Here is a 19,277-nt window from a genome sequence, read left to right on the forward strand (position 1 = left end):
TAGATTACAAAATGAATATTTAAATTAGAAAGCCTTACTATTCTTTAAAAACAAACAGCCCATTTTACAATCTAAAATCTGAAATCATCCCGAAATTTCGGAACTAAAATTCTTTTCTGCCATCTTGTCATATTTACCGTATTTGCGTTATCTTTGCACTTTGAATTTTTACAATGGAAAAGATTATTGAAGAAAGCAAACAGGGCGAAAGTCTTGTTTTAGAAAATAAACCTGAGAATACTAAAAAATTATTTATAGAAAGTTACGGCTGTGCGATGAATTTTTCGGACAGTGAAGTCGTAGCTTCCATTTTGTCTGATGGAGGATACAATACAACTTCAGTTTTAGAAGAAGCTGATTTGGTTCTGGTTAATACCTGCTCTATTAGAGATAAGGCAGAACAGACTATTCGCAAACGTCTGGAAAAATATAATGCTGTAAAACGTACAAACCCGAAAATGAAAGTGGGCGTTTTGGGCTGTATGGCCGAACGTTTGAAAAGTCAGTTTTTGGAAGAAGAGAAAATAGTTGACCTTGTTGTTGGCCCAGATGCTTATAAAGATCTTCCAAATTTATTAGCAGAAGTTGAAGAAGGCCGCGACGCAATCAATGTAATTTTATCAAAGGAAGAAACATACGGAGATATTTCGCCTGTTCGTTTAATGAGTAACGGAATTACCGCTTTGGTTTCTATTACACGCGGATGCGATAATATGTGTACGTTTTGTGTTGTACCTTTTACCCGCGGTCGTGAACGTAGCCGTGAACCACAGAGTATTATGAACGAAATTCAGGATTTGTGGAATAATGGTTATAAAGAAGTTACGCTTTTAGGACAAAACGTTGACAGTTACCTTTGGTACGGAGGCGGCTTGAAAAAAGATTTCGTAAACGCATCTGAAATGCAAAAAGCTACTGCAGTAGATTTCGATCAATTACTTGAAATGGTTGCTGCTGGTTTTCCAAAAATGAGAATTCGCTTTTCGACTTCAAATCCGCAGGATATGCACGAAAGTATTTTGCATGTTATTGCAAAATACCCAAACATCTGCAAACATATTCACTTGCCAGTGCAGTCCGGAAGCAATAGAATTTTAAAAGAAATGAATCGTTTACATACTCGTGAAGAATATATGGCACTGATTGATAAAATCAGAGCAATTGTTCCAGATGCTTCAATTTCGCAAGATATGATTGCCGGTTTCCCAACAGAAACAGAGCAAGATCATCAAGATACTTTAAGCTTAATGGAATATGTGAAATATAATTTTGGTTATATGTATTCATATTCCGAACGTCCTGGAACTCTTGCCGGAAGAAAAATGAAAGATGATGTTGAAGAAGAAACAAAAGCCAGAAGACTTCAGGAAATTGTTGATTTACAACAAAAACACGCTTGGTTTAGAAGCGAAGAATTCGTTGGAAAAACCGTTGAAGTTTTAGTAGAAAAAGTTTCTAAAAAATCTAAAGATGAATTCTCTGGAAGAAATTCTCAGAGTATAACAGTAGTTTTCCCAAAAGAAAATTACAAAATTGGAGATTTCGTAAACGTAAAAATCACAAGCTGTACTTCAGGAACCTTAAAAGGTGAAGCGGTTGGATTGAGTGAGATGAATTAAATTGTTTGAAGTTTCAGGTTTCAAGTTTCAGGTTATTTCTGTAACTTCAAACTTGAAACAAAATTATAAGCCAAATTTTAAAGTTGTAAGGTCAAAGCATAAAACCTGAAACCTGAAACAATTAAAAACTTGAAACAAAATACAAATGGAAACAGTTCAAGCAATAAAACAACGATTTGAGATTATTGGTAATGACCCTAAATTAAATCGTGCTATCGAAAAAGCCATTCAGGTTGCTCCAACTGATATTTCGGTTATGGTAACTGGAGAAAGTGGTGTTGGTAAAGAAAACATTCCTAGAATTATACATTCGCTTTCACACAGAAAGCATGGTAAATATATTGCCGTAAACTGCGGAGCAATTCCGGAGGGAACTATTGACAGTGAACTTTTTGGACACGAAAAAGGTGCTTTTACCGGTGCCACAAGCACACGTGAAGGTTATTTTGAAGTAGCAGACGGCGGAACTATCTTTCTTGATGAAGTTGGTGAATTACCATTGACAACTCAGGTAAGATTACTTCGTGTACTTGAAAATGGTGAATTTATAAAAGTAGGTTCATCTCAGGTTCAAAAAACAAATGTTCGTATTGTTGCGGCAACAAACGTGAATTTATTTAATGCAATCGAAAAAGGAAAATTCCGCGAAGATTTGTATTATCGTTTAAGCACTGTCGAAATTACATTGCCGCCTTTGCGTGAGCGAAATGACGATATTCATTTGTTATTTAGAAAGTTTGTGGCCGATTTTGCTCATAAATACAAAATGCCGCCTTTAAGACTGGATGATGATGCAGTACAGCTTTTGCAGAAATTCAGATGGAGCGGAAATATTCGTCAGCTTCGAAATGTTGCCGAGCAAATTTCTGTTTTAGAAACCAATCGCGATATAAATCTGGCAACACTTCAATCTTATTTACCTGCCGAAGGAAGCAATTTGCCTTCTGTAATAAGCGATCAAAAAAAGGAAAGCGATTTCAGTACAGAAAGAGACATATTATACAAAGTTCTTTTTGACATGAGAAGTGACTTAAACGACCTGAAAAAGCTGACTTTAGAATTAATGAAAAACGGAGGGTCTTCGAAAATGCAGGATATTAATCCTAATTTAATTCAGAAGATATATGGTTCGCAGGAAAATGATAATGAAATTGATTTTGAAGAAGAACCAAGAACAGCCGTTATGACACCGGCAGTTCGCGAAGAGAATTATCAAATTCCAGACGACAATTATTTATTTGCCGAGACTATTGAGGAAGAAGAGGTTTTACGTTTAGAACAAAAAGAAATCGAAATGATTAAGAAATCATTGGAAAAAAACAAAGGAAAACGAAAAGCAGCTGCTGATGAATTAGGAATTTCGGAAAGAACTTTATATAGAAAAATCAAACAATTCGATTTGTAATTCTTGTAAAGAAGTTAAAACACAAAAATGTTTTCAACGAAATGAATATCTTTGACCAAACGTCAGCAAAACGACGAAGCAATCCTTTATAAAATAAAATGAAAAACTTAAAATATCTTATTGTTCTTTTAATTGCAACAACTTTCAGCAGTTGTGGAGTTTACAATTTTACAGGAGCAAAACCAGTTGATGCAAAAACTTTTCAGGTCAATTTTTTTCACAATAATGCAGATTTGATTGAACCTGGAATTGACAGAGATTTTACATTGGCATTGCAGGATTTGATTATGAATCAAACCAATTTAAATCTAGTAAGTAACGGAGGTGAATTGGTTTATGAAGGAGAAATTGTTGATTACAGAATTACGCCAATGACAGCAACAGCCGATCAACAGGCAGCTCAAAACCGTTTAACGATTCGTATCAATGTGAGGTTTACTAATAAAAAGAAGGAAGCTGATGATTTTGAAAAAGTATTTGAATTTTATTATGATTTCGCAGGAACTTCACTTCCAACAGGAAGTGTTTTAAATGAAGCCATAAAAACAATTTACGAAAGAATCACTCAGGATATTTTTAATGAATCGCTGGCAAAATGGTAATTTTTTTAGTTTAACTGATGAATCGTTTATTCATTAAATCTAAAATCGAATAAAATGTAAAAAAACAGTTAAACAAATAAACGAATAAAGAACTAACTAAACGAATAAACAAAAACAATGAACGTTACCGATTATACTCACTTAATGAATAAACCTGATACAATTACAGAAAATCAGGCCGAAGCGTTAGGAAGTGTTTTGAATGAATTTCCGTATTTTCAAAGCGCAAGAGCGCTTCGATTAAAAGGACTTTACAATCAAAACAGCTTTAAGTATAATTACGCTTTAAAAGTAACGGCCGCACATACGGCGGATCGTTCAGTTTTATTTGATTTTATTACTTCTGAGACTTTTAAATCTATTCAGAATGATTTTTACGACCAAAAATTAAAAGAACTTTTAGAAATTAAAGTTGTTGACAGCGAAATAGTATCATTTGAGCCGGTAGTAAAAATTCCTGAAATTCGTATTGATCCAATTGAGCAGTCGATTTTAAAATCAATAAAAGAAGCCACAACAGTTGTTTTTGAAGAACCATCTAAAATAGAAGTAAAACCAGTTGACACTGTTGCAGTAGAAGAATCAGCTTTAATTCAAACAAATGAAATTGAGCAGAATACGTTTGAAGAGACTTTAAAAGCTGAACAACAAACAATTGAGCCAATTGCAGAAGAATCGATTGTTTTGCCAAGCGAAGAAGAAATATTGAGCACTTTTAAGGAAATTTCAGAAGTTGAAGAAATAGCTGAAATTCCAGAAGAACCCGTTGCAATTATCAACGAAGAAGCAATATTCAACTCTTTTCAAGAAGTCGATAAAGTAGAAGAAACTGCCGAATTAAGAGATGCAGAAGAACCAAATGCAGTTTTTGAAGAAGAAAATCCAGACAATATTCTTACTGAAACACCAGAAATTGAAAATATAAAAGTAGAAGCCATAGTTAATGAATCTATTCTTACGCCTAGCGAAGAAGAAATACTTGATACTTTTAAAGAAGTAACAGAAACGGAAGAAAAAACGATCGAACCGGAAATAGAAGAATCAATAGCAGCTCCAAGTGAAGAAGAAATTCTAAATACATTTAAAGAAGTGAACCCAGTTGAAGAAAAGGCAGACGGTCCGGTTATCGAAAAACCTATTGCTAAAGCTACTTTTTTTGATGAATTTGTAGATGATGAAATTCCGGAAGTACATGTTGATCCAGTTGAAGAATCAATTTTGGTTTCTATTAAAGAAGCATCAACCGTTACTTTTGAAGAACCAAAGGCAGAAAAAGTATCTGAAATTGAACTTCTGAAATTTGAAACTCCAGAGATCGAAACCTCTGAAATTGAGACTTCTGAAATTGAGACTTCTGAAATTGAAATTCCCGAAACTGTAAAAGAAGCTCAGGAAAATTTAGAAATAGGAAAACCAATAGATTTTTCTGTAAACGAGAAACATTCTTTTCAGGAATGGCTTCAATTATCAAGAGCAGAACCTATCGATCGATCTGCAGAAGTTGCAAAAGAAACAGAAAACGGTGAAAAAAAAACCACTGAAATGACTGAAATAATTTCTCCTGAGGAAGAAAAGAAAAAAAAGGCAGAAATAATTGACAGATTTATAGAAACAAATCCAAAAATTTCTCCAATTAAGCCTACGATGTCAAATCCGCCAATTCATTTTAATATAAATGAAGAGGAGAATTCATACCTAATGACAGAGACTTTAGCTCGCGTATATTTGGAACAAAAAAAATATACAAAGGCTATACAAGCATATGAAATATTAATTTTGAAATATCCAGAAAAAATTAGTTTCTTTGCAGACCGCATTTCGGATATAAAGATTTTACAACAAAATAACAATAACAATTAATACAATGAGCACATTTTCAATTTTCTTAGTTTTAATCACAATAGTTTGCTTTCTATTGATCGTAGTGATTATGGTACAAAACCCTAAAGGAGGAGGATTATCTTCTACTATCAGCGGAACTCAAATGTTAGGTGGTGTACAAAAAACAACTGACTTTTTAGATAAAAGTACTTGGACACTAGCTACTATCCTTATTGCTTTAATCTTGCTTTCAAGTTTAAGCTTCACAGGATCTTTAGGTGATACAGGATCTAAAATCATTGATAAAACAGAAGCACCTGCATCTACGCCAGCTGCTCCGGCTCAACAAACTCCTGCTCCGGCAGCACCAGCAGCTAAATAATAATTTTTATATAAATTAAAATGCCAGCCTGTCAAAGCTGGCATTTTTTTTAGGAAAAAATGTCAGTTTAAAGAGCATGGCATAATTTCTGAAAGTTTAGAGAACAATAAAAAACGTATAACTTAATAATAACATAAAATCATGGCTTTAAACATTAAACCGCTTTCAGACCGCGTACTTATTGAGCCTGTTGCAGCTGAAACTAAAACTGCGTCAGGTATTTTTATTCCAGATACTGCCAAAGAAAAACCACAAAAAGGAACTGTTGTTGCAGTAGGAAACGGAACTAAAGATCATACTATGACTGTAAAAGTTGGAGACACTGTTCTTTACGGTAAATATGCAGGAACCGAGTTAAAACTGGAAGGCACTGATTATCTAATCATGCGCGAGGATGATATTCTTGCAATAATCTAAAATATTGTATTAAGTACGAAGTATTAAAAACAAAAGAACTTCATTTAACTTGAAACAAATCAAACTTTAAACAAAATTAAAATGGCAAAAGATATAAAATTTGATATTGAAGCACGTGACGGATTAAAACGTGGTGTTGATGCATTAGCAAATGCTGTAAAAGTAACACTTGGACCAAAAGGTCGTAACGTAATTATCGGAAAATCATTTGGTGGACCAACAGTTACTAAAGATGGTGTTTCGGTTGCAAAAGAAATCGAATTAAAAGACGCATTAGAAAACATGGGTGCGCAAATGGTGAAAGAAGTTGCTTCTAAAACCAATGATTTAGCAGGAGACGGAACTACAACGGCTACAGTTTTAGCTCAGGCAATCGTAAAAGAAGGTCTTAAAAATGTTGCTGCGGGTGCAAATCCAATGGATTTAAAACGTGGTATCGACAAAGCTGTAGAAGCTATTGTAGCTGATTTGGCAAAACAAGCGAAAGTTGTTGGAAGCGATTCTGATAAGATCAAACAAATTGCTTCTATCTCTGCAAACAATGACGAAGTTATTGGTGAATTAATCGCTACTGCTTTCGCAAAAGTTGGAAAAGAAGGTGTTATTACTGTAGAAGAGGCTAAAGGAACTGATACTTTTGTAGATGTTGTTGAAGGAATGCAGTTTGACAGAGGATATCTTTCTCCGTACTTCGTAACAAACCCGGAGAAAATGGAAGTTGAATTAGACTCTCCATATATCTTATTATACGACAAAAAAGTATCTTCTTTAAAAGAATTACTTCCAGTTTTAGAGCCAGTTGCACAATCAGGAAAACCATTATTGATTATTGCAGAGGATGTTGATGGTGAAGCACTTTCTACTTTAGTAGTAAACAAATTAAGAGGTGCACTTAAAATTGCTGCTGTAAAAGCTCCAGGTTTTGGAGACAGAAGAAAAGCAATGTTAGAAGATATCGCAATTTTAACTGGAGGAACTGTAATCTCTGAAGAAAGAGGATATACTCTTGAAAATACAACTATCGAAATGTTAGGAAACGCAAAAAGAGTTTCTATCGATAAAGACAATACAACTATTGTAAGCGGTGCTGGTGAAGCTGATATCATCAAAAACAGAGTAAACCAAATTAAAGGTCAGATGGAAACTACAACATCTGATTATGATAAAGAAAAATTACAAGAGCGTTTGGCTAAATTAGCCGGAGGTGTTGCAGTTCTTTACGTTGGTGCAGCTTCTGAAGTTGAAATGAAAGAGAAAAAAGACAGAGTAGATGACGCTTTACACGCAACTCGTGCTGCTGTAGAAGAAGGAATCGTTGCTGGTGGTGGTGTTGCTTTATTAAGAGCAAAAGTTGTTTTAGCTCAACTTAAAGCCGATAACGCTGACGAAGCAACTGGAATTCAGATTGTTTCTCGTGCTGTTGAGTCTCCATTAAGAACTATTGTTGAAAATGCAGGCCTTGAAGGTTCTGTAGTTGTGGCTAAAGTTTCTGAAGGTTCAGGTGATTTTGGATACAACGCAAAAACTGACGAATATGTAGATATGCTTACTGCTGGAATTATCGATCCTAAAAAAGTAACTCGTGTAGCTCTTGAAAACGCTGCATCTGTTTCTGGAATGATCCTTACTACAGAATGTGCATTAATTGATATTAAAGAAGAAAATGCCGGAGGCGGAATGCCAATGGGAGGCGGAATGCCAGGAATGATGTAATTCATTCTCTTCTTAAAAATTAAAAGCGCTGAATTTACTTCTGGCGCTTTTTTTTGATAGCCACAAATTCACAAATTTATTTTTTTCAAATCTTTGCATACAATTTGTTTGCCGCAGATTAAAAAGATTTTCACAGATTATAATTCTTTTAATCTGTCTAATTTGCAGCTAATAAAAATATAGATAAAGATTATAAAAAAAATAAATTCGTGAATTCGTGGCTATCATTTTTATTTAACATTCTCTTTTTCTTTAAAAAATCTGTTATCTCTACCTTTGCGGCTTCATAATAATTATCAATAATGAAAAAGCCTTTTACCGCTCTCCTATCTTTATTTTTTCTTTTACTTTCCTTTATTTTACAAGCACAATCCAGCAAAGAAAATTATGTTGTTTTGGTTTCTATGGACGGTTTTCGCTGGGATTATCAAAAGCAGTTTAACCTTCAGAATTTAAAGCAAATTGCAAAAGAAGGTGTTCATGCAAAGTCAATGAAACCATCTTATCCAACTAAAACTTTTCCAAATCATTATTCGATTGTAACAGGACTTTATCCGGATCATCACGGAATCATTAATAATGTTTTTTATGATGCTGCTTTAAATCAATCATTTTCATTATCATCAAATGCAAAAAATGATTCGAGATTTTATGGCGGAAATCCAATTTGGAATCTGGCAGAACAGCAAGGTGTAAAAGCAGGTTCTTTCTTTTGGCCAGGTTCTGATATTGACAAAAGAAATCCAAGTTATTTTAAAAATTACGATAACAAAATTCCTTATGGAGCAAGAATCGATACTATTTTAAAATGGTTACAGCTTCCAGAAAAGCAACGTCCGCATTTAGTGACTTTATATTTTGATGAACCTGATCATACCGGACATAATTTTGGTCCGCTTTCGCCAGAAAACAAAAAAATGGTTATTAAAATGGATTCTATTATGGGAGAATTATCCAGAAAACTAGATCAATTGCCTATCGGAAAACAAATCAATTTAATTATTGTTTCAGATCACGGAATGGCCGATATTTCTAATGATAAAAAAGTTGCTGTTCTTGATTACCTAAAACCAGAATGGCTGGGTTATAAAGATGTAATTAACCCTATTATGAGTCTTCAGGCAAAATCCGGTTATCAGGATTCTATTTTTAATGCTTTAAGAAAAGTTCCTCATATTAAATTCTGGAAATCAACCGAAATTCCTAAGAGACTACATTTCGGGACCAATCCGCGTGCTCATGATTTTGTTATTGAAGCAGATAAAGGATGGAGTTTAGTGAGTAAGGAATCCCAAAATATTAAAGGCGGAACACACGGCTATGACAATAAGAATAAAGATATGCACGCCATTTTTTATGCTAAAGGTCCTGCCTTTAAAGTAGATAAAACAGTTAGAACCTTTCCAAATGTTTCTGTTTATCCTTTAATTGCTCATATTTTAGGTCTGCAAATTGATCAGATTGATGGAAAGTTGAATGATGTAAAATCGATGTTGGTGAATTAGATAATGTGTCAATGAGAAAATTAGATAATTTTAAATATTTAATACGACCCTATTTTTTGTAGAGACGCACAGCTGTGCGTCTCTACAAAAAATAGGAATCAATTATTTAATTAAAAACCAGTTGAAACAGAAACTTCTTTCCATTGTCCCAATTCACTTTGAACACTTGCTATTTTTTGGTTTGCCATATTAAAGGCATCTTCACCTAAAAACAAATGCAATGGTGGATTTTGATCTTCAGCAGCTTTAATCAAAGCTTCTGCTAATTTTACTGGATCTCCCGGCTGATTTCCGTTAATATCTTCTTTGTGAGCGCTTTCAGACTCTCTTACGTTTTTATATTCTGCAATTGGATTTTCCGGAAGTAATAAAGAACTATCTTTTAAGAAATCTGTTCTGAAATAACCCGGATAAACAATTGTAGCATGAAGTCCGAAAGGTTTAATTTCTGCCGCCAAAGATTCTGTTAAACCTGCAACTGCGAATTTGGTAGAACAGTAAATTCCCCAACCTGGAAATTCTCCATAATAACCTCCAACAGAAGAAATATTGAAAATATGTCCCGTTTTATTGGCACGAAGAATCGGCATTGTATTTCTGATTACATTTAATAATCCAAAAACATTTACTTCGTAGTTTTTTCTAGCTTCAGCATCAGTTAACTCTTCAAGCGTTCCTAATAATCCGTAGCCAGCATTATTAACCAAAACATCAATTGTTTTAAAATGATTTATAGTTTTGTCGATAGCATTTTTCACGCTTTTTTCGTCAACCAAATCCATTTCTAGAGGAATAAAATTGTCTGATGTAGTTCCTAATTCTTTAATTAAAGAAGCTTCACTTCTTGAAGTTGCAGCGACTTTATAACCTTCTGCTAATAATTTTTTAGCCAATTCTAATCCGATGCCTTTTGAAGCACCTGTGATAAACCAAACTTTTTTATTGTCCATGATTTTAAATTTTTACGTTTATAATTACATGACAAAGGTATGGTCGAAGTTCAGCTCAAATATTAAAGCAATCAAGCAAGAAATTACAAAAATCAAACAATTTCTGCCAAACGATAGTTTTTAGGCGAAACCTGAACATTTTTCTTGAAGAAATTGATAAAATGAGACAATTCTTCGAAACCTAAACACCAGGCTATTTCGTTAATATTCCAATTGGTTTGTTTTAAAAGAATCATCGCTTCCTGAACAATTCTTTCAGAAATAATCTGCGAAGTTGTTTTTCCTGTTGTTTCTTTTAATGCTTTATTTAAATGATTTACATGCACATTTAACTGACTTGCATATTCTGAAGGTGAACGAAAATTAATTTGCTGTGTTATGGATTCTATCGGAAACTGGCGTTCTAACAATTCCAGAAATAAAGACGAAATTCGAATCGTAGCATTTGATTTACTGTATAATGAAGTAGTTACGGTTTGTGTTTTCAGAGCAAGATGAATAATTTCAAAAACCAGATTTCGAAGCACATCATATTTAAAAGCATAATCAGAATTGATTTCGTCAAACATTCTTAAATAAACCGTTTTTAGAGATTCCGCCAATTCCATAGAAATAGGAACAATCGGATTTCCGCCTGGCTGAAACAATGGGTATTCTTTCAGATTGCCATATTGACTAAAAAAGGCATCGGTAAAAATGCAGAAAAATCCGGTTTGGTTTTCATCAACCTGTTCCCAATTATAAGGGATCTGTGGATTAGCAAAAAACAAAGCCTGATCTTCAATCGCTACAACTTTATCCGCATAATGCACTTTGTTTTTCCCGATGATCAAACTTATTTTATAAAAGTCTTTTCTTGTGTATGGAAATGGCTTGCAGATATTTCCAACAAAATCATCCAATTTAAAAACATTAAAATGTCCGATTTCTTTTTTAAGATTCTCGGGCATTCCGTTTACTTTGATTGTGTAAAAATCTTCTAAGGTTTCTGTGAGTTTCATTTTGTAAAGTTACGAAATTCAATCTTTTTATAATTAGAAAATTTATCAATAAGAAAATGAGATAATTTACGCAACGTATATCTGTAGAGATGTACTACTGTACGTCTCTACAGAAAATTGGAACATATAAATTAATAATTCACAATTAACAATTAACCATTCACAATTACGCATTCACAATTATTAGGATACCACTTTGTACGTTGGATCTTCAATAACATTTACATTAATTACGGCATCGGCATTTTTAAGCAATTGCCTGCAGTCTGGACTTAAATGCTGTAATTCAATAATTTTATTTTCATGACTGTATTTTTTAGTCAAATTATTGAGCGCTTCAATTGCAGACATATCAGAAACGCGGCTTTCTTTAAAATCAATTATTACATGATTTGGGTCGTTTTGAGCATCAAACTTCTCCAAAAAAGTGGTTACAGATCCAAAAAATAATGGTCCATAAATTTCATAATGTTTCACACCATTTTCATCAATAAAATGTCTGGCGCGAATTCTTTTGGCACTTTCCCAGGCAAAAACCAAAGCCGAAATAATCACACCAATTAAAACCGCCAAAGCCAGATTATGTAATACAATTGTAATTAAAGCAACCAAAATTCCAACGAAAATATCGTGTCTGGGCATTTTATTAATAATCCTGAAACTTGCCCATTCAAAAGTAGTAATCGCCACCATCATCATTACTCCTACTAAAGCGGCCATTGGTAATTTTCCAATTACAGGCGCTCCAAAAAGTATGATTAATAAAATTGTCAAAGACGCAATAATTCCAGAAAGTCTAGCTCTAGAGCCGGCACCAAGATTTACTAAAGTCTGTGCAATCATCGGGCAGCCTCCCATTCCGTAAAAAAAACCGTTTAAAATATTCGAACTTCCCTGTGCTATGCATTCGCGATTGCTGTTTCCGCGTGTTCCGGTAATTTCGTCAACTAAATTCAGCGTAAGCAAACCTTCGGTCAAACCAACCGCCGCCACAATAACCGAATACGGAAAGATAATTTTTAAAGTTTCAAAAGAAACGGGAATATTTGGAATATGAAATGGAGGAAATCCGCCCTGAACAGAAGCAATATCTTCTACTGTTTTAGTTTCTATATTAAAAACAATAACCAAAGCAAAAACAATCATAATCGCAACCAAAGATGCCGGAACTGTTTTTGTAATTTTAGGAAAAATCAAAACAATAGCGATCGTCAAAGAGACCAGACCGAGCATAATATACAAAGGTGTTCCCTGCAGCCAGGAAATCTGACCGTTAATAATGGTTTTAAATTGTTCCAATTGTGACATAAAAATCACGACCGCCAATCCGTTTACAAAACCAAACATTACAGGCTGCGGCACTAAACGTATAAACTTTCCGAGTTTAAAAAGTCCGATACAAATCTGGACAACTCCGCCAAGCGCGACGGCCGCAAAAACATATTCAATTCCATGCGATTTCATTAAGGCGATTAAAACAATCACCGTTGCTCCCGCTCCACCCGAAATCATCCCGGGTCTTCCACCAAAAATTGCAGTAACTAATCCGGCAATAAAAGCAGCATATAAACCAACCAAAGGCGGAAATCCGGCTAAAATTGCAAACGACAAAGATTCTGGAATCATTGTCATAGCGACAGTTAATCCTGCTAAAATTTCATTTTTGTAATTGACCTTTTGGGTGAAATCGAAGAGTTGGAAAGCTTTTTTCATAAGGCACAAATGTAGAAAATAATGCCCAAAAGAAGAATTAACCTTTTCGGATTGAAAAAGTATTTACAACAACTTATGCTGTTATACTAAGAAAACTGTTTTAAAAGCAGCACAAAAACCGAAAGGATGAAACTTATCATTTTTTAATATTTAATTTTTTAAAGAAAATAATACGCAAAACTATCTATAAACCGATATATTTAGCTGCGTATTTATACCTGTTTTGTTTAACAAATTGTTAATCTAAACGAATACATGTGTAACCTAGACAGTTTACATAATCGATAATATTATCACACTGAAGCTCAACGCCTTCTACACGCAATATTTTATCGCAATCTTCGAGATCAAAATTGATTTTATAATCTGGAAACTGATTCTGGATAACGGCAGTGACATAATTTTTGTCTGATTCTTTGTAGACGTTTGTTTTAAAAATTTCAACAACCATAATTATTTAATTTATAAAATGCTGAATTAATTTTGACGAAAAAGTATCTGAGATTCTAATTTTAGCACCGAGCTTTTTTTTGTAGGTAATACCAGGTTTCAATTCTGGTTTATTAGCTCATAAACGCCTTAAAAATTTGAGGAGTTTAAAATTAAGAAAAATCTTCTGTTTTTAAATCCCTTTTCGAATAAAAATCATTTCGACAAAATAAAATCCATATCATTTTTGGTTTTGGAGGATAATTAAATTCGAAGCCAAAAATACTTTAGAGATACCTATTATAATAGATTTTTTATACCAACGGCGTATCATTTATACGAATGGCGTTTGTATAAAATATTCTCCACAAATAGCTATAAACTATAATATTAGACTATTTTTGCCGTCATGAAAATTCTCAAAATTTACCAAAATTTCTTTCTCAGAAACCTCATCGTGCATACCTTCATATTGTTGGTGATTTTTGCCTGTGTGTATGATGAACTCCGTTTGGCCGGTCATGATTTTTGTTATATGGTCAGTAAAATTGCAATAGGATATTTTCCCTGCATTTTATGGATTACGGTTTTTAATCTTTTTATAATCAAAAGATTATTATTTAAAAGAAAAGTCAAAATATTCTTTCTGCTGTTTTTAACGTATTGGACTTCTTTTTACTTTTTCATCAATTGGTTTTTCCCTTTGGTTGGATTTGGAAATTTCAAAACTCTGCAGATTTTATCGCTTCTTATCAACGGAATGTTTTTCTATTTTATTCATGTTGTGATTACCAAAAAAATCATGGATGCCGATAAAGATATTATGAATTTCAAATCTGAGCTTTCGTTTTTAAAACAGCAGCTGAATCCGCATTTTTTACTAAATGCGATGAACAATCTTTACGGAGAAGCATTGTCTGAACCGGATAAAGTTCCAGACCGAATCCTGAATCTTTCGGATATGCTGCGTTACCAAATTGAAGCGACTAAAAAGGATTATGTTTTGGTTGAAGAAGAAATTGCTTTCGTTAAAAAATATATTGAATATTATACTTTTAGAAACGATCGCTTAAACGTTACCCAAAATTTTGAAGGTAATTTTGATGAAATTGAGATTCCGCCTTTATTCTTTTTACCTTTAGTAGAAAATGCCGTTAAATTTTCGGCAGAAACCACAGAACCTTTTATCGTAATAGATTTAGAAGTAAAATCCCGAAATTTGACTTTTACGATTAAAAACAATTATATAGACTCGGGATCACGTCTTTCGAGTACCGGAATCGGAATCGAAAATCTAAAACGTCGTTTAGAAGTTTACCGTTTAAGGCATGATTTGAGCTGCAAAAAAGAGAAAAATATGTTTGTTGTAAAATTAAGTATATGGCACTTACCTACCGCTGTCTCATAATTGACGACGAATCTCCGGCGCATAAAGCGTTAGTTTCACATATTTCGAAGTTTGAAGAACTGGAACATTCCGGAAGTGCTTTTAGCGGAATGGAAGCGCTCAAATTACTCAATGCTAATCAATACGACATTATTTTTCTGGACATTAATATGCCTGTCATTTCGGGTGTCGAATTAATGGAACTCCAGCCCAATCGTCCACTCACCATTGTTACGACCGCTTATTCTGATTTTGCGCTTTCGGCTTATCAAAACGATGCGATTGATTATTTGCTTAAACCTATTTCGCCTGAAAAATTTGCTAAAGCCATAGAAAAAGCAAAAACTTATTTCTCCGGCAACAGCCTGAAAAAAGAAAATAATACCGATGCAAAAGTGCTTTCGTATCGCTTAAATGGGCAGAATATCGATATGCCGCTTTGCGACATTGTTTATATCGAAAGTCTGGGCAATTATATGAAACTCTATTGTACCAAGTTCAATTTGCCTCATATTGTGTATGGTTCGCTTTCGAGTATCGCTTCAGAAATTGACAGTTCGAGTTTTGTTCAGGTTCATCGCTCTTATATTGTAAACGTAAACAAAATCTCTGCTGTTACATTTAAAAACCTTACTATGTCTAATGGCGAAGTGATTCCTGTTGGACGTAAATACCAGATTTTACTGGATAGTTTTCTTAAGTAGTTTTCAGTTCAATTAAGATTTCGAAATCCTCAACCAATTTAGGCTGAGGATTTTTTATTTTTTTTTAGTAATAAAATACCGTATAAATACGTGATGTGGTTTTTTGGAATTTTGGTAATCTTGTTCAAACAGATGTTAAAATTAATTAACCCCCAAAACAAAAACTATGAAAAGCTTTAGATTGTTACTAGTATGTATAATATTGAGTTTTATTTCTCTTAAGTCACATTCACAAGAAAAAATTAATTTTGACGATATTAAGCTCGATATATCTAAATTCATTTTTTACGGAAAGCCAGATATAACTAAATGCGATGGATCAGGGACTGTTTTAGAGTCAGATGATTATGCAGCAACAAATGCTCCTTTATATTCAACTTTTACAATACATAAAAAACAAGGCGATAATTATATTATATCATTTTTAGATTGGTCTACAAGTAAATCAATGTTCAAAAGTGAAGACACTTACAATAAAAACCTTGTAAAAGCCCTTACATATAATTACCTAGCACCAAAAGGCACTTTTGAAGCATTCAATTCAAAGACTAAAAGTAACGATAAAAATATAACAGTAACTACTTTAAGAAAAGAGGCTTTTTATTTAATCTCAAAAAATGACTTAAAAGAATATGCCTATAAATATGACCCAAAACCATCTTATGAATTTAATTATGGAACAATATCTTATCTTGCAAGAATGCGACCGAAAGTTGGCAACATTCCTGGTAAATGGTCGACCGATTTAAATCTTGGACTTACAGCTGGAGTTAGAAAAAATATTGGAAAGAATTTTGGTCTATCGTTATTAGCAGGAATTGGAATTACAAAGATTAGTTTGGATTCAATTTCTACAAAAGGAGTTGTAAAAACAACTAGTGAAAAACCCGCACTTACTCCAAGTTTAAACTTGTTATTCTCTTATCAAAATTTCTCAATTGGATTTGGTGCAGGAATGGATTGGATTAACGAAGATTCCAAAGAATCCTCTGCATGGATTTACAACAATAAAATCTTTTATGGAATTGGTTTTGGAATAAATATTTTTCAGTCTTCATCAAATCAAAATAAAACAGAACTTCAAATTCAGTAGAAGACAACAATATATTTATCCTCAAGCTGCCAGAACCCAAAAATTCTCGCAGCTTTTTTTAATCTCAAAATTGCCTTACAAAAACACAAAATTCTTACATTAGCATCACCAAAAACAAATCAGAAATGGAAATCTGAATTCACAAAACATAGCTCAAAAAAGTTAACTAACCAAACTCCCAAGAAAAACTATGAATGAAGAAAGAACCGCATTAGACACGTTATACTTTGTAAACGATTCTAATAAAAAAGTTTCGCTGGAAGTAATTACCGGCGGATTGGGTCAAACCAGTACTTTTGATGCCAAAATAGATGGCATTTTAGACCTTCAAAAGATTAACGGAAATCTTCCGCCAACTGTTATTACGGATAATAAAAGTCTGAAAGGAAAAGTTTTAATTCTTTCCTGCACAATTACCGACACGTCAAGAGATACCAATTATACAGAATTAAGAATACGATTAAACGGTGGAATTATGTTTCTCGAGTATCCGCTGTTTGCCAATGTAGAAAAAGAAGGCGATACGGTAAATTATCGTTGTGTAATTCGTTTCTTTAATCCGTCATAACATGAAAAAAATAATTTTATTTTCGGCATTTGCTTTATTATCGTTTCAGATGTATTCGCAGGATAAAGGAATTGATCTTGATGTTTTAAGAGCGCCGTCGTCTCCGGCATCTAATTTATTGGGTATTGCGACAACGGATATTGATAAACCTACGGATATTTCGTCTTTTATGGTTTCGGTACAATCGGCGAGTAATTCTTTTACGGCATTTCCTTCTAATTACGGAATCGATCTTTCGCCTTATTATTTATTTGCAAAAGGCTCGACAGATTTCACCACAAAAGGTTTGCAGGACAAAGATTTTAAAAACATTTTTAAACAGACCTTTGTTATTTCGTTAGCAATTTCTAATCCCGATTCCAGCAACACTGCTTTGAATTATAAAAGCACATATGGCGGTTTAGGTTTTAAGTTTTCTATTTCACGCGGCGAATATGATTCTATAACAAAAGCAAAACTGGATTCTATTATTGTAAAACAGGATAAAATCAATAAGTTGTCTATGCAGGCCATGGAAGACTGGTTAAACGATAATGATGAAAATTACAGATCACTTTTAAAACAAAGAGAAGATTTAATGAAAGGCGTCACTAATCCCGATGATATTAAGAAAATTATCGAAAGTGATAAATATAAAAAAATAGAAGCTCAGTTAAGCGACATGCTGGCAAATTTCAAAAAATCAGATAAAGAAAAAGCATTACTTGGAGAAATAAACGCTATTGCAGCTACATTTCAAACCCAGCGAATTGGTTTTTCCTGGGATGTAAACGGAGGTATCAGCAGCGAATTCAGAAATAGAAATTTCGAAAACAGCAAAGTTTACAATGCCGGAATCTGGACAAACTTTGGTTATACCAATAAAAAAGGATTTGCATTTCTGGGGTTAATTCGATATTTATACAATCCTGATAAAATTCTGGCTCTCGATAATAATGTCAATACTCAAAAAGATGTCTCGACGCTGGATACCGGAGGTAGAATTGCGTATTCAAAATCGCAGTCAAAATTCAGCTGTAGCGCAGAAGCTATTTACAGAAGTGTACTTAACGGAAACGCAATCGATCCTTCGTGGAAATTGATTTTTAATGCCGATTATTCTATTCTTAAAAATCAAAAACTGACTTTTTCTTTTGGAAGGGATTTTGACGGAACAATTCACAAAGATGGAAATTTAATCGCCGCTTTAACGCTTATTGCGGGATTTGGAAATAAAAAATAAAATGATTTAATTTTCAAATAAACTGTGCCGACGAGTTTTAATCTGCACAGTTTTTCTTTTTATAAACTCTTATTTCAAAAAAATCACTTTATCAAAATAATTTTCTTACATAAATAATTACCTTAGCAAACCAAGAACTTTTTAATGTAATTTTTTATACAATGTCCATTTTTAAACATCTCTTTAATAAATCAGAACCACAATGTCCAAGATGTCTCGGAAAAGGTTTTGTTGACTGGGATGATATCCGGCGTTTAAATAAAGTGTTAAAATGGGTTCCCGCTCCCTGCGCCTACTGCAACGGTTCGGGAAAAACCACTAAAGAAATGCTGGCTAATGTTCCTGTAGATATGACGTATCTTACGATTGATTTACCCGAATCTGAAATTGAAAAAATCAAAAATGGTGATATTGAAACACTCGAAAAAGGAAAACAAAAAGAACTTTTTTTAGAAAATCTTATAAAATATGTACAAGACCATTATTTAAATAAAAACATGACCGCTGAAGATATTGCTGAACTATATCTCCGTACCGAAAGCGAAAATGCTCAGTTCTCTATAGAAAGGCAAAACTTAATTCAATACATCCGGCAAATTATAGAATTAAAAAAATCAGATCTTAACTAATACAAAGAAATAAAACCTTAGAATCTTAATATCTCAGAACCTTAAAGCCTAAAAAATAAAAAACAGGTATAAATACGTGTTGTCAGAACTTTTAAAATTGGTAAAATTGCTAAGAAT

At 33.4% G+C, this 19,277-nt stretch carries 18 protein-coding genes; 14 read left to right on the top strand and 4 right to left on the bottom strand.

Translation table 11 applies throughout. From position 1 onward, the window contains the following. The first annotated feature begins 173 nt into the window (after positions 1-173). From miaB to BUC29_RS00410, 8 genes are all read left to right on the top strand, one after another. Positions 174-1,619, top strand: coding sequence for a tRNA (N6-isopentenyl adenosine(37)-C2)-methylthiotransferase MiaB (gene miaB, locus BUC29_RS00375; RefSeq protein ID WP_073412337.1), 1,446 nt, complete (start codon positions 174-176; stop codon positions 1,617-1,619). A gap of 145 nt (positions 1,620-1,764) precedes the next feature. Continuing rightward, on the top strand, positions 1,765-3,024 hold the full coding sequence (locus tag BUC29_RS00380; protein WP_073412338.1) for a sigma-54 interaction domain-containing protein: 1,260 nt from the start codon (positions 1,765-1,767) through the stop codon (positions 3,022-3,024). Positions 3,025-3,122: 98 nt separating this feature from the next. Next, on the top strand, positions 3,123-3,626 hold the full coding sequence (locus tag BUC29_RS00385) for an LptE family protein (protein ID WP_073412340.1): 504 nt from the start codon (positions 3,123-3,125) through the stop codon (positions 3,624-3,626). Positions 3,627-3,743: 117 nt separating this feature from the next. Further along, entirely contained in the window at positions 3,744-5,486 is a 1,743-nt protein-coding gene (locus BUC29_RS00390) for a tetratricopeptide repeat protein (RefSeq protein WP_073412342.1), read from the top strand. 4 nt (positions 5,487-5,490) lie between these two features. Beyond that, on the top strand, positions 5,491-5,829 hold the full coding sequence (gene secG / locus BUC29_RS00395) for a preprotein translocase subunit SecG (RefSeq protein WP_057123787.1): 339 nt from the start codon (positions 5,491-5,493) through the stop codon (positions 5,827-5,829). Positions 5,830-5,970: 141 nt separating this feature from the next. Then, entirely contained in the window at positions 5,971-6,246 is a 276-nt protein-coding gene (locus BUC29_RS00400; RefSeq protein ID WP_008467105.1) for a co-chaperone GroES, read from the top strand. A gap of 81 nt (positions 6,247-6,327) precedes the next feature. Then, positions 6,328-7,959, top strand: coding sequence for a chaperonin GroEL (groL, locus tag BUC29_RS00405; protein ID WP_073412344.1), 1,632 nt, complete (start codon positions 6,328-6,330; stop codon positions 7,957-7,959). A gap of 302 nt (positions 7,960-8,261) precedes the next feature. Then, a complete protein-coding gene (locus tag BUC29_RS00410; protein WP_073412346.1) occupies positions 8,262-9,464 on the top strand; it encodes an alkaline phosphatase family protein in 1,203 nt (400 codons plus the stop codon). A gap of 110 nt (positions 9,465-9,574) precedes the next feature. On the opposite strand, the gene BUC29_RS00415 is transcribed toward BUC29_RS00410, so the two are convergent. The 4 genes from BUC29_RS00415 to BUC29_RS00430 all read right to left on the bottom strand — a co-directional run bounded on the left by BUC29_RS00415 (position 9,575) and on the right by BUC29_RS00430 (position 13,579). Continuing rightward, positions 9,575-10,414: an oxidoreductase gene (locus BUC29_RS00415; protein ID WP_073412348.1), complete on the bottom strand. Its 840-nt coding sequence runs from the start codon at positions 10,412-10,414 to the stop codon at positions 9,575-9,577. 92 nt (positions 10,415-10,506) lie between these two features. Further along, positions 10,507-11,415, bottom strand: a complete 909-nt coding sequence (locus tag BUC29_RS00420) for a helix-turn-helix domain-containing protein (protein WP_073412350.1) — start codon at positions 11,413-11,415, stop codon at positions 10,507-10,509. Positions 11,416-11,598: 183 nt separating this feature from the next. Next, entirely contained in the window at positions 11,599-13,128 is a 1,530-nt protein-coding gene (locus tag BUC29_RS00425) for a SulP family inorganic anion transporter (protein WP_073412352.1), read from the bottom strand. A gap of 238 nt (positions 13,129-13,366) precedes the next feature. Further along, on the bottom strand, positions 13,367-13,579 hold the full coding sequence (locus tag BUC29_RS00430; RefSeq protein WP_073412354.1) for a hypothetical protein: 213 nt from the start codon (positions 13,577-13,579) through the stop codon (positions 13,367-13,369). Positions 13,580-14,014: 435 nt separating this feature from the next. On the opposite strand from BUC29_RS00430, the gene BUC29_RS00435 reads away from it, so the two are divergent. The 6 genes from BUC29_RS00435 (at position 14,015) to BUC29_RS00460 (ending at position 19,160) form a co-directional block, all read left to right on the top strand. Further along, positions 14,015-14,965, top strand: coding sequence for a sensor histidine kinase (locus BUC29_RS00435; RefSeq protein ID WP_244160730.1), 951 nt, complete (start codon positions 14,015-14,017; stop codon positions 14,963-14,965). After that, on the top strand, positions 14,938-15,648 hold the full coding sequence (locus tag BUC29_RS00440; RefSeq protein WP_073412358.1) for a LytR/AlgR family response regulator transcription factor: 711 nt from the start codon (positions 14,938-14,940) through the stop codon (positions 15,646-15,648). The genes BUC29_RS00435 and BUC29_RS00440 overlap by 28 nt, the downstream gene beginning before the upstream one ends. Before the next feature lie 166 nt (positions 15,649-15,814). Next, positions 15,815-16,741 carry a hypothetical protein gene (locus BUC29_RS00445; RefSeq protein WP_139260373.1) on the top strand — a complete coding sequence of 309 codons (927 nt, stop codon included), beginning with the start codon at positions 15,815-15,817 and terminating at the stop codon, positions 16,739-16,741. A gap of 190 nt (positions 16,742-16,931) precedes the next feature. After that, entirely contained in the window at positions 16,932-17,309 is a 378-nt protein-coding gene (locus tag BUC29_RS00450; RefSeq protein ID WP_073412361.1) for a hypothetical protein, read from the top strand. Between the two features lies 1 nt (position 17,310). Beyond that, entirely contained in the window at positions 17,311-18,531 is a 1,221-nt protein-coding gene (locus BUC29_RS00455; RefSeq protein WP_073412364.1) for a hypothetical protein, read from the top strand. A gap of 161 nt (positions 18,532-18,692) precedes the next feature. Further along, on the top strand, positions 18,693-19,160 hold the full coding sequence (locus BUC29_RS00460) for a hypothetical protein (RefSeq protein WP_073412366.1): 468 nt from the start codon (positions 18,693-18,695) through the stop codon (positions 19,158-19,160). Positions 19,161-19,277: the final 117 nt, after the last annotated feature.

This window comes from Flavobacterium defluvii (assembly GCF_900129555.1).
Taxonomy (GTDB): domain Bacteria; phylum Bacteroidota; class Bacteroidia; order Flavobacteriales; family Flavobacteriaceae; genus Flavobacterium; species Flavobacterium defluvii.

Excerpts from the sequence above, each read along its gene's own strand:
- BUC29_RS00425 (WP_073412352.1), bottom strand. The coding sequence starts at position 13,128 with ATGAAAAAAGCTTTCCAACTCTTCGATTTCACCCAAAAGGTCAATTAC.
- BUC29_RS00420 (WP_073412350.1), bottom strand. The coding sequence starts at position 11,415 with ATGAAACTCACAGAAACCTTAGAAGATTTTTACACAATCAAAGTAAAC.
- BUC29_RS00385 (WP_073412340.1), top strand. The coding sequence starts at position 3,123 with ATGAAAAACTTAAAATATCTTATTGTTCTTTTAATTGCAACAACTTTC.
- BUC29_RS00380 (WP_073412338.1), top strand. The coding sequence starts at position 1,765 with ATGGAAACAGTTCAAGCAATAAAACAACGATTTGAGATTATTGGTAAT.
- BUC29_RS00445 (WP_139260373.1), top strand. The coding sequence starts at position 15,815 with ATGAAAAGCTTTAGATTGTTACTAGTATGTATAATATTGAGTTTTATT.
- BUC29_RS00430 (WP_073412354.1), bottom strand. The coding sequence starts at position 13,579 with ATGGTTGTTGAAATTTTTAAAACAAACGTCTACAAAGAATCAGACAAA.
- BUC29_RS00390 (WP_073412342.1), top strand. The coding sequence starts at position 3,744 with ATGAACGTTACCGATTATACTCACTTAATGAATAAACCTGATACAATT.
- BUC29_RS00400 (WP_008467105.1), top strand. The coding sequence starts at position 5,971 with ATGGCTTTAAACATTAAACCGCTTTCAGACCGCGTACTTATTGAGCCT.
- BUC29_RS00460 (WP_073412366.1), top strand. The coding sequence starts at position 18,693 with ATGTCCATTTTTAAACATCTCTTTAATAAATCAGAACCACAATGTCCA.
- groL (WP_073412344.1), top strand. The coding sequence starts at position 6,328 with ATGGCAAAAGATATAAAATTTGATATTGAAGCACGTGACGGATTAAAA.
- BUC29_RS00455 (WP_073412364.1), top strand. The coding sequence starts at position 17,311 with ATGAAAAAAATAATTTTATTTTCGGCATTTGCTTTATTATCGTTTCAG.
- miaB (WP_073412337.1), top strand. The coding sequence starts at position 174 with ATGGAAAAGATTATTGAAGAAAGCAAACAGGGCGAAAGTCTTGTTTTA.
- secG (WP_057123787.1), top strand. The coding sequence starts at position 5,491 with ATGAGCACATTTTCAATTTTCTTAGTTTTAATCACAATAGTTTGCTTT.
- BUC29_RS00440 (WP_073412358.1), top strand. The coding sequence starts at position 14,938 with ATGGCACTTACCTACCGCTGTCTCATAATTGACGACGAATCTCCGGCG.
- BUC29_RS00410 (WP_073412346.1), top strand. The coding sequence starts at position 8,262 with ATGAAAAAGCCTTTTACCGCTCTCCTATCTTTATTTTTTCTTTTACTT.
- BUC29_RS00415 (WP_073412348.1), bottom strand. The coding sequence starts at position 10,414 with ATGGACAATAAAAAAGTTTGGTTTATCACAGGTGCTTCAAAAGGCATC.
- BUC29_RS00450 (WP_073412361.1), top strand. The coding sequence starts at position 16,932 with ATGAATGAAGAAAGAACCGCATTAGACACGTTATACTTTGTAAACGAT.